Origin of the sequence: Aeromonas sp. QDB18, from assembly GCF_027705325.1 — a bacterium.
In the GTDB taxonomy this organism is placed as follows: Bacteria; Pseudomonadota; Gammaproteobacteria; order Enterobacterales; family Aeromonadaceae; genus Aeromonas; species Aeromonas caviae.
In genome coordinates, this window is record NZ_JAPDBQ010000118.1 from 1 (window position 1) to 13414 (window position 13414).

Annotated in this window: 11 protein-coding genes and 1 pseudogene; 1 reads left to right on the plus strand and 11 read right to left on the minus strand. The window is 63.5% G+C overall.

From position 1 onward, the window contains the following. Nucleotides 1-124: 124 nt before the first annotated feature. From parC to nudF, 11 genes and pseudogenes are all read right to left on the minus strand, one after another. Nucleotides 125-2419, minus strand: coding sequence for a DNA topoisomerase IV subunit A (gene parC, locus OKC30_RS15755; protein ID WP_160838920.1), 2295 nt, complete (start codon nucleotides 2417-2419; stop codon nucleotides 125-127). Between the two features lie 250 nt (nucleotides 2420-2669). Next, nucleotides 2670-4580, minus strand: coding sequence for a DNA topoisomerase IV subunit B (gene parE / locus OKC30_RS15760; RefSeq protein WP_270666744.1), 1911 nt, complete (start codon nucleotides 4578-4580; stop codon nucleotides 2670-2672). Nucleotides 4581-4693: 113 nt separating this feature from the next. After that, a pseudogene (locus OKC30_RS15765) lies at nucleotides 4694-6697 on the minus strand (FUSC family protein). A 1-nt stretch (nucleotide 6698) separates the two neighbouring features. Then, nucleotides 6699-7565 (minus strand): efflux RND transporter periplasmic adaptor subunit, encoded by an 867-nt coding sequence (locus tag OKC30_RS15770; protein WP_160838918.1) that lies wholly within the window; start codon nucleotides 7563-7565, stop codon nucleotides 6699-6701. After that, complete coding sequence (locus OKC30_RS15775) at nucleotides 7558-7800, minus strand: DUF1656 domain-containing protein (RefSeq protein WP_202395197.1); 243 nt, start codon at nucleotides 7798-7800, stop codon at nucleotides 7558-7560. Before OKC30_RS15775 ends, OKC30_RS15770 begins: the two co-directional genes overlap by 8 nt. A gap of 171 nt (nucleotides 7801-7971) precedes the next feature. Next, nucleotides 7972-8376, minus strand: coding sequence for a GFA family protein (locus OKC30_RS15780; RefSeq protein ID WP_160838916.1), 405 nt, complete (start codon nucleotides 8374-8376; stop codon nucleotides 7972-7974). A gap of 36 nt (nucleotides 8377-8412) precedes the next feature. Continuing rightward, a complete protein-coding gene (locus tag OKC30_RS15785; RefSeq protein WP_160838914.1) occupies nucleotides 8413-9036 on the minus strand; it encodes an NUDIX hydrolase in 624 nt (207 codons plus the stop codon). A gap of 2 nt (nucleotides 9037-9038) precedes the next feature. Further along, on the minus strand, nucleotides 9039-9626 hold the full coding sequence (locus OKC30_RS15790) for a YqiA/YcfP family alpha/beta fold hydrolase (RefSeq protein ID WP_045523103.1): 588 nt from the start codon (nucleotides 9624-9626) through the stop codon (nucleotides 9039-9041). Between the two features lie 9 nt (nucleotides 9627-9635). Then, nucleotides 9636-10454, minus strand: coding sequence for a 3',5'-cyclic-AMP phosphodiesterase (cpdA, locus tag OKC30_RS15795; RefSeq protein WP_041214382.1), 819 nt, complete (start codon nucleotides 10452-10454; stop codon nucleotides 9636-9638). Between the two features lie 27 nt (nucleotides 10455-10481). Continuing rightward, on the minus strand, nucleotides 10482-10928 hold the full coding sequence (locus OKC30_RS15800; RefSeq protein ID WP_160838912.1) for a DUF1249 domain-containing protein: 447 nt from the start codon (nucleotides 10926-10928) through the stop codon (nucleotides 10482-10484). A 99-nt stretch (nucleotides 10929-11027) separates the two neighbouring features. Next, nucleotides 11028-11669: an ADP-ribose diphosphatase gene (gene nudF / locus OKC30_RS15805; RefSeq protein ID WP_010672772.1), complete on the minus strand. Its 642-nt coding sequence runs from the start codon at nucleotides 11667-11669 to the stop codon at nucleotides 11028-11030. A gap of 306 nt (nucleotides 11670-11975) precedes the next feature. Between nudF and tolC the strand changes: the two genes are divergently transcribed. Next, nucleotides 11976-13301: an outer membrane channel protein TolC gene (tolC, locus tag OKC30_RS15810; protein ID WP_029313618.1), complete on the plus strand. Its 1326-nt coding sequence runs from the start codon at nucleotides 11976-11978 to the stop codon at nucleotides 13299-13301. The last annotated feature ends 113 nt before the right edge of the window (nucleotides 13302-13414 follow it).

Sequence of the window (13414 nt, forward strand, 5' to 3'; positions counted from 1 at the left end):
ATCTCGCACCTCGATAACTGTACGTAAGATCAGTATAGTTCGTGGTAACTGACTGCTAATCATGGGTAATCAGGAAAAAGAAAGGAGCGATTTAATCGCTCCTTTCTGTTGATTGGTTACTACCTTACCCTTCCTGATTTTCCCCGGCTGCCGGTTCTGCACCGGCAGCGGGTTCAATCTCGATACGATCCACCCGCTGCAAACCGCGGGGCAGCTTGGCACCGCGGCGGCCGCGCTCGCCGCGGTAGTAGTCTAGATCGGACGGTTTCAGGGTGAGCTTGCGCTTGCCGGCAAACAGGGTGACCGACTGGCCTTGCGGAATGACGGCCGCCATCACCACAAACTCCTCCCGCGCCTTGACCCGCGCCGACGGGATGCTGATGAGCTTGTTGCCCTTGCCCTTGCCGAGTACCGGCAGGGTATTGAGCGGGAACAGCAGCATGCGCCCCTCGTTGGAGATGGCCATGCAGAGATCCGTGTCCGGCGCGCCTATCTTCTGGGGCGCCATGACGATGCCCCCTTCCGGCACGGTGAGCAGCGCCTTGCCGTTCTTGTTCTTAGCCGTCAGGTCGTCGTATTGGCAGACGAAGCCGTAACCGGCGTCGGAACAGATCAGGTACGGCTCGCCCTCGTTACCCATCACCAGATGGCGCACCTCTTCACCGGCCCCCAGCGCGAAGCGACCGGTGAGCGGCTCGCCCTGACTGCGGGCGGAGGGCAGAGTATGGGCCTCCAGCGAGTAGGTTCTCCCCAGGGTGGAGAGGAACACCGCCTGCTGGTTGCTGCGGCCATGGGCGTGGGCCAGATAACCGTCCCCCGCCTTGTAGGAGAGGCCCTCCACATCCACGTCGTGGCCCTTGGCGGCGCGTACCCAGCCCTTGTCAGAGAGGATCACGGTCACCGGCTCGCTCGGGGTGAGCTCCTTCTCGGTCAGGGCCACGGCGGTGGCACGCTCCACCAGCGGGGTGCGGCGATCATCGCCGTACTTCTCGGCGTCCGCCAGGATCTCTTTCTTGAGCAATGTGCTGAGACGGCGCTCGGAACCCAGGATCAGTTCCAGCTTGTCACGCTCTTCGGCCAGTTCATTCTGCTCGGCGCGCAGCTTGAACTCTTCGAGCTTGGCCAGGTGGCGCAGTTTGAGCTCGAGGATCGCCTCGGCCTGGGTCTCGGTGATATTGAAACGCTCCATCATCACCCGGCCCGGCTCCTCCTCGGTGCGGATGATCTCGATCACCTCGTCGATGTTGAGGTAGGCAATGAGCAAGCCTTCGAGGATGTGCAGGCGGGCCAGCACCTTGTCGAGGCGATACTGCAGGCGGCGACGCACGGTCTCGCGGCGAAAACTCAGCCACTCGGTGAGAATGGTCTTGAGGTCTTTGACCTGGGGCCGGTTGTCCAGACCCAGGATGTTTAGGTTGACCCGGTAGTTCTTCTCCAGATCCGTGGTGGCGAACAGGTGGGCCATCAGCCCCTCCACATCCACCCGGTTGGAGCGCGGCACGATCACCAGACGGGTCGGGTTCTCGTGGTCCGATTCATCCCGCAGATCGGTGACCATGGGCAGCTTTTTGGCCACCATCTGGGCGGCAATCTGCTCCATGATCTTGGCGCCTGAGGCCTGATGGGGCAGCGCCGTGATGACGATGTCGCCATCCTCTTCGCTCCACACCGCCCGCTGCTTGATGGAACCCTTGCCGGTCTCGTAGATTTTGCGGATGTCATCGCGGGGCGTGATGATCTCGGCATTGGTCGGGTAGTCCGGCCCCTGCACATGGGCCATCAGGGCATCCAGGCCGGCGTTCGGGTTGTCCAGCAGTTCCACACAGGCGTGGGCCACTTCCCGCGCGTTGTGGGGCGGGATATCGGTCGCCATCCCCACCGCGATGCCGGTCACCCCGTTGAGCAGGATGTGCGGCAGGCGGGCGGGCAGCACCACGGGCTCCTTCATGGTGCCGTCGAAGTTGGGCGTCCACTCCACCGTGCCCTGGCCGAGCTCGGAGAGCAGCAGTTCGGAGAAGCGCGACAGCCGCGCCTCGGTATAACGCATGGCGGCAAAGGATTTGGGATCGTCCGGCGCACCCCAGTTGCCCTGGCCGTCCACCAGCGGGTAGCGGTAGGAGAAGGGCTGGGCCATCAGCACCATGGCTTCGTAACAGGCGATGTCGCCGTGGGGGTGGTATTTGCCCAGCACGTCACCCACGGTACGGGCAGACTTCTTGTGCTTGGAGAGGGCCGACAACCCCAGCTCGCTCATGGCGTAGATGATGCGCCGCTGCACGGGCTTGAGGCCGTCGCCGATATGCGGCAGGGCCCGATCCATGATGACGTACATGGAGTAGTTCAAGTAAGCCTGCTCGGTAAAGGTGCGCATTGGCTGGCGCTCTACCCCGTCCAGACTGAGCTCGATGGCATCACTCATGTGATTATCTCTTTCGGTTCGGGAGCTGGTTGGCGCTCTACTTCATCCAACAGACTGAGCTCGATAGCATCACTCATAAGGTTGTTCTCTTGCTATGGCACGCCCTCAGAGGGCACGCCGGAAATGCGGGTCGGCAGGGGGCCGACGGTGAATCACAAGCCCCCCTCCCAACCTCCCCCTCCATGAGGGGGAGGAGAGGCTTGGCCCCCTCCCCTTGCGAAGGGGAGGGCCGGGGTACTTGCGACTCGCTTTAGATGATGGCGAGGTTGCCCTTCTCTTCCAGCCATTCGCGGCGATCACCGGCGCGCTTCTTGGCCAGCAGCATATCCATCAGTTGCAGGGTCTCGTCCCCATCTTCCCCTTCTGCCCCTCCTTCCGCGCCCATGGTGAGCTGCACCAGGCGGCGGGTGTTGGGATCCATGGTGGTTTCCCGCAACTGCTTGGGGTTCATCTCACCCAGCCCCTTGAATCGGGTCACCATCACCTTGCCCTTCTTCTTCTCGGCTTCGACCCGTTGCAGCACGCCGTTCTTCTCGTCCTCGTCGAGGGCGTAGAAGACCTCCTTGCCGATGTCGATACGATAGAGGGGCGGCATGGCCACATAGACATGGCCCTTTTCCACCAGCGTGCGGAAGTGCTTCACAAAGAGGGCGCAGAGCAGGGTGGCGATGTGCAGACCGTCCGAGTCCGCATCCGCCAGGATGCACACCTTGCCGTAGCGCAGGCCACTGAGATCGTCGGAGTCGGGGTCGAGCCCGATCGCCACCGAGATGTCGTGTACTTCTTGCGAGGCGAGCACCTGACCGGCCTCCACCTCCCAGGTGTTCAGGATCTTGCCGCGCAGGGGCATGATGGCCTGGAATTCGCGATCCCGCGCCTGCTTGGCACTGCCGCCCGCGGAGTCACCCTCCACCAGGAAGAGCTCCCCCTGCATGGGGTCGGCGCAGCCGCAATCGGTCAGCTTGCCGGGCAGGGCCGGGCCTTGCGTTATCTTCTTGCGCACCACCGTCTTGGCGGCGCGCATCCGGCGCTGGGCGCTGGAGATGCAGAGCTCCGCCAGCTGTTCGGCCAGCTCGGTGTTGCTGTTCAGATAGAGGCTGAAGGCATCCTTCACCACGCCCGACACGAAGGCCGAGCTCTGGCGGGACGACAGTCGCTCCTTGGTCTGCCCTGCAAACTGCGGGTCCTGCATCTTGATGGAGAGGATGTAGGCGCAGCGATCCCAGATGTCTTCCGGGGTCAGCTTGACCCCGCGGGGCAAGAGGTTGCGGAACTCGCAGAACTCGCGCATGGCGTCGAGCAGCCCCTGGCGCAGGCCGTTGACATGAGTGCCACCGAGCGCGGTGGGAATAAGGTTCACATAGGATTCGGCGAGGCATTCGCCCCCTTCCGGCAACCAGCACAGGGCCCAGTCCACCGCCGACTGCTCGGAACTGAAAGAGCCGACGAAGGGCTGCTCCGGCAGGCAGGTGAACTGCTTGACCGCATCGATGAGGTAATCCTTGAGGCCGTCTTCATAGCACCACTCAAGCTTGATGCCGGTGTTCTTGTCGAGGAACTTGATGGTGAGGCCCGGGCAGAGCACGGCCTTGGCTTTGAGCAGGTGCTCGAGCTTGGAGACCGAGAAGCGCGGCGAATCGAAGTAGCGCGCCTCTGGCCAGAAGCGCACCCGGGTGCCGGTGTTGCGACGGCCGCAGGTGCCGGTGATGGTCAGCTCCTGCACTTTCTCGCCCCGCTCGAAGGCGATGTCATAGACCTGGCCGTCCCGGCGTACCGTCACCTCGACCCGATCGGAGAGGGCGTTCACCACGGAGATCCCCACCCCGTGCAAGCCACCGGAGAACTGATAGCTCTTGTTGGAGAACTTGCCCCCCGCGTGCAGCTTGCAGAGGATCAGCTCCACGCCGGAGACCCCTTCCTCCGGGTGGATGTCCACCGGCATGCCGCGACCGTCGTCGATCACCTCGAGGGACTGATCCTCGTGCAGGATCACCTCCAGATTGCGGGCGTGACCCGCCAGCGCCTCGTCGACGCTGTTGTCGATGACCTCCTGGCCGAGGTGATTGGGCCGGGTGGTGTCGGTGTACATGCCGGGGCGGCGACGCACCGGTTCAAGGCCATTGAGGACCTCAATGGCATCCGCATTGTATTGAGTGGACATGGAGGGCCTTGCGAATTGACGTTTGGGGGGAATCTTACTCGCAGGGAGGGCCCGGGACAAATGGGGCGCTCGCAAAGGGTGATCCAGAGGGGCTCCGGCCTCCCCGCCCGGGATCAGGCGGGTTCCCCGGGCAGGGCCTGCACAAGCTGGGAGAGGGAGCAGTGAAGTCGCCACACCAGCCCCGCCAGAGCCCGGGCCACCGGGTCTGCATGTTCCCCCAGCCCCTGGCTGATGCGGTCCAGCTCCGCCAGGGTGCGCCCCAGGGTCTCGTGCTGCACGCCCCCTTCGGTCAGAATGCCTTTCAGGCAGCGCAGACAGCCGTCCCGCACCAGATAGAGGGCCGGATCCCGGCTGCGCCAAAGCCTGAGCTACCAGACGATGTGGCTGCAATTGAGCAGCACCACGCCCCAGCGCAGCACCCAGAGCCGGGCCCCCTGATCCTGACTCTGGCTGAGCTGGCTCACCGCGTGATAGACCCGGGATTCAAACTCCCCCTCGCTCTGATGCGGGGCCGGGGCCAGCTGGTCCACGAAATCACGCCGCAGACGATGCATCAGGCGGCGGCTCTTGCGCCGATCCGAGCTAGGTCGCAGCAGCTGGAACGCCAGCCCTGCACTCATCACCCCCAGTGCCTGGGCAAGGCTGCTGTTGACGAAGGCGAGGTAGTCGTAGCTCGGCGGATTGGTGATGGCGAGGAAGGAGCCGAGCAGCACGATGAGCTGGCCCCAGAGCGCCGCCCCCTGGGGGCGCTGCAATTTCAGCAGTTGCAGGGTGATGAGGGCGGGGAACAGCAGGGCGCAGAAGATCCAGAAGTCGTCGATGCGGATCATCAGCCCGAACTTGACCCCGAAGCAGATAAAGCTGAGCAGCACGATGGCCTTGAGCATGGTCTGGGCCCCCTTGGCCGGGGCCGGGGTGGCGGAATAGAGCACGCAGCAGATGGCGAGCAGGGTCAGGGCTGCGGCGCCCGCATCCCACTGGCTGTGGATCCAGAAGGTGCAGCCCAGCATCACGCAGAGGAAGGTACGCCCCCCGTTGTAGGCCGCCTCCAGGCCGTCGGTGTGACTGGTCAGAGAGCTGTGGCGCGGCGGCGCCGGCCACTCCTGGCCATCGTGGCGGGCCAGCCTTTCCAGCCAGCGCTGACACTCCAGGTAGCTCCAGCAGAAGTGGCGCAGCCGCAGCCAGAAGGCCTGACAGCGATAATCATCCCCCGAACGGGCCACGAAGGGCGCCATCAGGCGGGCAATGCGCAGCTTGTCGCAGCCCCCCTGTCCCAGCTCCCGCAGCACGGCGGCCAGCATGGGGGCCGGGTCGACGGCGTCCTCTGGCCAGTGTTGCAGCATGCGGCGCAGCCCCGAGATGAGGCTGACCATCCTCAGCTGGCGATGGAGCAGATAGTTCAGCAACTGGTTGTGGCGGCGCAGGCGGTGGTGGCTCCAGACTGCCTGGATGCGCAGCACGTTCAGGGTGAGGATCTGACCGATCACCCCCTCGTGGGCGGTGCGCACATCGGCGCCCGTCTCCCCGAGCCAGAGCAGCTGGGCATGTTCCAGCAGCCGGGTCTGGCTCTTGCCAAGGGAGTCCAGCAGGGTCTCGCCATCGGAGAAACTCGGCAGGATCATCATCATCAGGCCGCCGCAGAGGATGCCGACGATCACCTCGCTCACCCGGGCCTGGGCGATGTCGAAGATATGTTGCGGGTCGGTCAGGTTGACGCAGGAGAAGGCGATGATGGCGGCGGTATAGCCCGCCAGGGCGAAACCGTAGGAGACGTTGTTCTGATGGTGGTTGGAGATGTAGGTGCAACCCCCCAGCCAGAGGGCGATAAGCAGGCTGAAGAGCCAGGGATCACCGATGCCAAGGCCGGTGATCATCACCGCCGCCATGGCGCCGATGAGGCTGCCCACCACCCGCCCCAGGCTCTTGCTGATGACGCCCCCCACGGTGGGAAAGCTCACCACGGCGGCGGAGGTCATGGCCCAGTAGGGAGAGTCGAGTTGCAGCACGAACGCCAGCCAGAGCGACAGGCACATGGCCAGGGCATTGCGCAGGGCGTAGCGCCACTGTCCGCCGTTGGCCTTGCCCCAGGGGGTCTGGCGCCAGAGCGAGGGGATCACTCTAGTCCCCTATGGTGATGGTACAGGTCGTGCCCGCGATCAAGACCAGATCCGGGGGAATCGCCAGCAGCCTGATCCGCACCGGCACCCGCTGGGCCAGGCGCACCCAGGGCACGTTCGGCTTGACGTCGAGCAGCAGCCCCTCGCTGCCTTCCAGGCTCTGATCGTGAATGGCGCGCCCTATGCTTTCCACCTCCCCCCTGAGTACCCGATCCCCGCTGTAGAGCACCACCTCGGCCGGTTTGCCGGGGGCGATGTGCCTGAGCTTGGTCTCTTCGAAATAGCCCTGCACATAGAAGGAGTGGGTGTCTATCAGGGCCACCAGGGGCACCCCGGCGGTGGCGTAGTTGCCGACCCTGGCCTGCAGGTTGGTGATGTAGCCGTCGCTCGCAGCATGGACCTCGGTCCGGGCAAGGGACCATCTGGCCTGCTCCAGATTGGCCTGGGCCACCTCATAAGCCGCCTTCATCGCCTGGGCATTGAGCCTGGATTCATCCACCGCCTCGGCGGAGATGACGGTGCGGGAGAGACTCTGGCGACGGTTCGCCTCGTGCTCCGCCTTGTCGAGATCCGACCTGGCCTTGGCCAGGGCCGCGCTGGCGTTGTCCAGCGCGATGCGATAGGGCTCGGGATCCAGAGTGAAGAGCAGGTCCCCCACCTTCACCAGCTGGTTGTCCTTGACCCCTATCCTGACGATCTTGCCCGACACCTGGGGCGTGATGCTGACCAGCTCGGCCCGCACCTTGCCATCCCGGGTCCAGGGACCCTGCATGTAGTCGTTCCACAGCCACCAGAGCGACACCAGCGCCAGGGCAAAGACCAGCAGGGTGGAGAAGTATTTGAGGGTCGCAAGGGGTGATTTAGCCATGTAGCAATATCCATAGGGCGCCACTGACGGCGAGGATGAAGAGGGAGAGATCCATCAGCAGGGGATGCCAGACATCCCCACCGTAGAGCCAGTCCCGCAGCAGATGGTGCACCGGCAGCCAGCCCAGCAGGCCGAGCAGCACAGCCTTGAACAGGGGCGGAAAGTAGAGCGAGGCCCCGAGGATCAGATCCGGCAGCGCTGAAGCAGTCGTCACGGGTGTGCCCCCTGTTGGCAGAGATGGAATGAAGAGAGAGGCCGGGGTCCGCCGGGAGACGGACAGGGCAAGGTTAACACAGCCGTGGCGGGGGCTACACAAGCAGATGACCCCCTGAGGTGTCGTCACGGGAGTGGCACGACAACGCCTCGCCCGTCCTCCCCGCCACCCGTCGGGGCAGTCACCTCGCGTTCAATCGGCTACGGTATCTGCCGGGTGATGCACCCCGTCGCGGGTCGGCACCTCTCCCAGATCGAACGGGTTGACCCCCTCAAGACAGGCGAGGTTGTAGCCATATTCCGCCGGATTGGATCGGCGCTGGTGATGGGTGTAGATGCCGCAGACGCTGCAGAAGTAGTGTTTCGCGGTGCGGGTGTTGAACTGGTAGCAGCGAAGCGCCGCCTCCCCTTGCAGGATGCGGATGCCGGAGAGCGGCACCGAGGCGACGATGGCCCCACGCTGCCGACAGAAGGAGCAGTCGCAGCGGCGCGGATCCACCACGCCATCCGGCAGGGTCAGCTCCAGCACCACGGCGCCGCAGTGGCAGCTCGCCTTGTGTTTCTTCTGGATGGGGGTATTGCCGATGCGTGTGATCATGCTGCCTCCTTGCCGCAGTGTCAGGCTGCGAACCGGTTAATCGAACAGGGTATCCCCCCGCCCCTGCGACAGATGGTCATGGAGGGTGCGCAACTGGGACGCCACCACCCGGTGGCGGGAGAGTTCGGGCAAGGCGTCGATGGGGAAGTACCCCGCCCCTTTGGTTTCATCGGTGTCGGTAAGCAGAGCGCCCCCCGTCACCTCGCACAGGAAGAAGGCCTTGTGGGCGTGGGGCAACTGCGGGGGATGGGGATGCTTGAGCTTGTCGAACAGGGCCAGCAGTTGCACCGCCCGACAGACGAGGCCGGTCTCCTCCACCACTTCCCGCACCACGGCGTCCGCAGGCGAATCGCCGATGTCGCACCAGCCCCCCGGCAGGGTCCAGCAACCGTCACTGCGCTCCTGCACCAGCAGGATATGGCCCGCATCGTTCTGAATGAAGGCCCGCACATCGAGCTTGGGGGTAGGATAGCCGCTGTCGAGGGAAATCCAGTCGCCGATGGCGTCGGGGGCCTGCTCGCTCTGGCTGGCAATGAGCATCACCGTGGCCGCTCGCAGCGCCTCGAAGCGGGCGATGTCGAAGGGATCCCGGGAGTAGGTGAGCCCCGCCTGGGCCGTGGCCAGCACCTGTTCGAGGAAGGCGGCCAACGGCGGTTGCATGGCTAGAGCCCGAGGAAACGGACGATCTGGGCGGGGTAACGCTCGAAGCCTGTGAAGGCGTGATCGCCGCCGCACTCCAGGGAGAGACGGGCAAAGCGGTATTCGTCCAGCGCCTTGCGATAGTCGAGCACCTCGTCCTCCTGCTGTTGCAGCACCCAGAGCCGCTCGGGAGCAGTCACCGGCACCGCCAGCGCTCTCAGCTCGTCCATGTGCCCGGGCAGCAGTTCATAGCGTTCGCCGCTGTAGGGGTTGGTCTGGGGGCCGAGGTAGTCGCAGAGCAGCTCGTGGGGGCGCACCGCCGGGTTGATGAGGGCGGCGCGGCAACCGTACATCTCGCTCACTCGCGTGGCCATGAAGCCACCGAGGGAGCTGCCCACGGCGCCCAGTCGCAGGGCGCTGCCGTGGCGGGCCTTCAGGTCGGCGATGGCCTGCTCGATGGCAGCCCAGGCGGCCGCAGGCGTGTTGGGCTGGGCCGGGATCACCACCTCGATATCGGGCCTGTTCTCTGCCACCCAGGCCGCCATCTGCTGCGCCTTGGCAGAGCCGGGGGATGAATTGAAACCGTGCAGGTAGAGGAGTACGGGCTTCATGGCAACCCCTCAGTAACCGGTGGCATTGGGGTCGGGCACGAACTGCCCCAGCGGCAGGCGCCACACCTGACTCGCCACCCGGCCATCCGGGTGCAGGGTGAGATAGCGCCAGCCCGGGCCGGATTCGTCCAGTGCGAAACCGTCGGAGAGCGGCTTGAACTGGATGCAGGTAGAGGGGCTGGCGATGAGCCGCACTCCGTGGTGCACCTCGTCAAACTCCTGATGGACGTGGCCGAACAGGATGGTCTTCTGCTGCGGGTGGCGGGCCAGCACGGCGAACAGGTCGTCGGCATTCTTGAGGTTGTGCTGATCCAGCCAGGCGCAGCCCACCGGCACCGCCTGATGGTGCAGGGCGATGAGGGCATGGCGCTCGGGATGCTGGCGCAGGGCCTGATCCAGGGCCGCCAGCTGGTGATCCCCCAGCACCCCGTGGGGTTTGCCGCGCACCTGGGTATCCAGCAGGATCACCTGCCAGTGCTCGCCTACCAGCTGCTTGGCCTCGCTGATGCCGGCCGCATGGAGGTATTCGGTCATCAGGGGGCCGTCGTCGTGGTTGCCGGGCAACCAGTAGATGGGGCGAGCCAGGGGCGCCATCATGGAGGCGAAGCGCTGGTAGGACTCCGGGCTGTGATCCTGGGAAAGATCCCCGGTGGCGAGGATGAGATCGAACGGGTGCTCGTTGGCCTGCACCCGCTCCAGCACGGCGGCCAGACTCTGCGCCGTGGGCACGGCCAGCAGCCGCCCCTCGGCACTGGCGAAGAGATGGGTATCGGTAATCTGTAACAGGCGCACACTGCCGTCCGGCGCCTGAGGTAGCTCTGTTTCCAAAATCACGCTTCTTTTTTATGGGTTCGACTAGAGGATGTTAATCAGGCTGGTGCCGTGTTTGAGACAAAATCTCAACCAATCGGCCAAGAATAGATTTACCTGCTCCTTTTCATCCCTGTGATGCATTTTTTGATTGGGATAATCATAACGTGGTTGCAACATTGAAATCTGTTGCGCCGCACACACTTCCGCCATTCGCACATCATGATACAAACGAATCTCTATCCGGGCTTGCAAGTAGCTCGGCAATTCGGGGTTGTGCTGGGCCAGGATCACCTGGCTGGTGAAGCGGCTCTCCTCGTTCACCGTGAGCTGGAACTGCAGGCCGTTGCCGACCTGATAGCGGCGCTCAGCACCCACGCTGCCGCCAGGCGGCAACAGTTTCATCAGCGCCATGTAATTGACCTCGCAGGTACGCTGCAAGGACATCAAATCAGGCACATAGCGCTTCATCGGGCTCTGGACTAATGACATGTCGCGGCTCCCTCAATCAGGGTCCATGAAGGGTGGACCCACTGCACAGTGTTCCAGTCGGACACAGGGCACCTGACCCGGGTCTGAACGAGCGTCACCTCAGCGCCCCGCCAGCCAGCGTGCCCGCAGCTCGCCGTGATTCAGGGCCAGCCACTGCAGGGCGATGACGGAGGCGGCATTGTCGATGCGCCCCTCTTTGAGCCAGGCATAGGCCTGCTCGCGGCTCACCACGTGGACCCGGATGTCTTCCCCCTCTTCCGCCAGACCGTGGATCCCCTTGGCCTGACTGGCATCCACCTCGCCCACGAACACCTCGATGCGCTCGGTGCTGCCACCCGGGCTCACCAGATAGCTGATGGCGTGTTCGCAGCGTCCCACCTCGATCCCTGCCTCTTCTACCGCTTCGCGCCGCACCACTGCCTCGGCGGTCTCCCCTTCATCGATGATGCCGGCCACCAGCTCCAGCAGCCAGGGGGTGGCGCTGGTCTCCATGGCGCCGATGCGAAACTGCTCCACCAGCACGATCTCGTCCCGCACCGGATCATAAGGCAGCAGGGCGGCGGCATGGCCACGTTCGAACAGTTCCCGGACGATGGGCGCGTTCCAGCCACCGGCAAACAGCCTGTGTTGCAGGCGGTAGACATTCACCTTGAAGAAGCCATTATATCCAGCTGATTTTTCAATGATTTTCACATCATCGCTGGAGTAGTGGCAGGTTTGAGGCAAGGCTTGCTGTGACATTCGAGACTCCTGCCAGCTTGACTTGGCTTGGTTTGACCATAATATTCGGGGGCATGAATGAACATTCATTCACTCGCTCTCGCCGACGATGAGGGAAGGATTTTAGCAGCCACAGGGCATTTGGCTAGGCGCGTTGCCGAGAAAACTCGCCCCGGACCTTGACGTTTCCGCAGCTGGAAAAGAGACAGTTCGCAATGAAATCTGCTTATAGTAGAGTGGTTAAGCTGAAATCAAGCTTGGTCGGTGACAATCCCCCCTTCATCCAGCGGACAGCTTTGGGTTGATACAAAAGGTTAAAACTATCATATGAAAAGAACACTCTTGTCAGTCATGGTGATGCTGGGTGTGAGCGGCGCCGCTCATGCCGAAAACCTGCTCGATATTTACCAACAGGCCCAGATCAAGGACACCCAGCTGCTGGAATCCAAGGCCAAGCGGGACCAGGCCTTCGAGAAGATCAACGAATCCCGTGCAGCCCTGCTGCCCCAGATCAACCTGGGCGCCGGCCTGAACTACCTGCAAAACAAGAACGACACCATGACCAACACGGGCGCTACCGGCTCCGTGACCCTGGATCAATCCATCTACCGTCGCAGCAACTGGGTCAACCTGGATCTGACCGAGAAGAGCGCCACCCAGTCCGACGTGGCCTACAACCTCGAGTACCAGAACCTGATGCTGCGTACCGCCCAGGCCTACTTCGACGTGCTCAAGGCCATGGATACCCTGGAATTCGTGCGTGCCAACAAGACCGCGGTCGAGCGTCAGCTTGAACAGACCCAGCAGCGCTTCGAAGTGGGCCTGACCGCCATCACCGACGTGCACGAAGCCGAGGCCGAGCGCGATCAGGCGCTGGCGGACGAGATCAATGCCGAGAACACCCTGGACAACAGCTACGAGAGCCTGCGCGAGCTGACCGGTATCGACCACCGTCAACTGGACGTGCTCAACACCGATCGCTTCAGCCCGCAGAAGACCGCGTTCAACTCCGACAAGTGGCTGGAACTGGCCCTGGACAAGAACCTGGAGCTGCACAGCGCCCGCATCGGCAAGGACATCGCCAAGGAGCAGATCGATCTGGCCAAGACCGGTCATGAACCGACCCTGGATCTGGGCGCCGGCCTGAACGCCGGTTACAACGATTACAAGGACGAGATCCGCAACCCCGAGAGCAACAGCAATCAGGGCAACATCGGCCTGAACTTCAAGCTGCCCATCTACACCGGCGGGGCCACCACCTCCCAGGTCAAGCAGGCACAGTTCAACTACGTGGCTGCCAGCGAACAGCTCGAACGCAGCTTCCGCTCGGTACAGAGCACAGTCCGCTCCTCCTACAACAACGTGAACGCCAGCATCGGCTCGGTCCGCGCCTACAGCCAGTCCGTCATTTCCGCCGACAGCGCCCTGAAGGCGACCGAGGCCGGTTACGAGGTGGGCACCCGCACCATCGTCGACGTGCTGGACTCCACCCGCAAGCTGTATCAGGCCAAGCAGAAGCTCTCCGAGGCCCGCTACAACTACATCCTCAGCATCCTCTCCCTCAAGCAGGCCGCCGGCATCCTGGAGCAGAAGGATCTGGAAGAGGTGAACCAGGGTCTGATGCCCGCCGCCCAGGTCACCAAGAAGTCCTGAGTCAGGCGCACACCATGAGAAAAGGCGACCCCGGGGTCTAATGCCGATCAGTTAAGGATCCATTGACCGATCCTCAGGCTGTGTAAGAATCCGAAACTCCTTGTTGGGTTTCG

Excerpts from the sequence above, each read along its gene's own strand:
- parC (WP_160838920.1), bottom strand. The coding sequence starts at position 2,419 with ATGAGTGATGCCATCGAGCTCAGTCTGGACGGGGTAGAGCGCCAGCCA.
- parE (WP_270666744.1), bottom strand. The coding sequence starts at position 4,580 with ATGTCCACTCAATACAATGCGGATGCCATTGAGGTCCTCAATGGCCTT.
- nudF (WP_010672772.1), bottom strand. The coding sequence starts at position 11,669 with ATGTCACAGCAAGCCTTGCCTCAAACCTGCCACTACTCCAGCGATGAT.
- OKC30_RS15770 (WP_160838918.1), bottom strand. The coding sequence starts at position 7,565 with ATGGCTAAATCACCCCTTGCGACCCTCAAATACTTCTCCACCCTGCTG.
- OKC30_RS15780 (WP_160838916.1), bottom strand. The coding sequence starts at position 8,376 with ATGATCACACGCATCGGCAATACCCCCATCCAGAAGAAACACAAGGCG.
- tolC (WP_029313618.1), top strand. The coding sequence starts at position 11,976 with ATGAAAAGAACACTCTTGTCAGTCATGGTGATGCTGGGTGTGAGCGGC.
- OKC30_RS15785 (WP_160838914.1), bottom strand. The coding sequence starts at position 9,036 with ATGCAACCGCCGTTGGCCGCCTTCCTCGAACAGGTGCTGGCCACGGCC.
- OKC30_RS15800 (WP_160838912.1), bottom strand. The coding sequence starts at position 10,928 with ATGTCATTAGTCCAGAGCCCGATGAAGCGCTATGTGCCTGATTTGATG.
- OKC30_RS15790 (WP_045523103.1), bottom strand. The coding sequence starts at position 9,626 with ATGAAGCCCGTACTCCTCTACCTGCACGGTTTCAATTCATCCCCCGGC.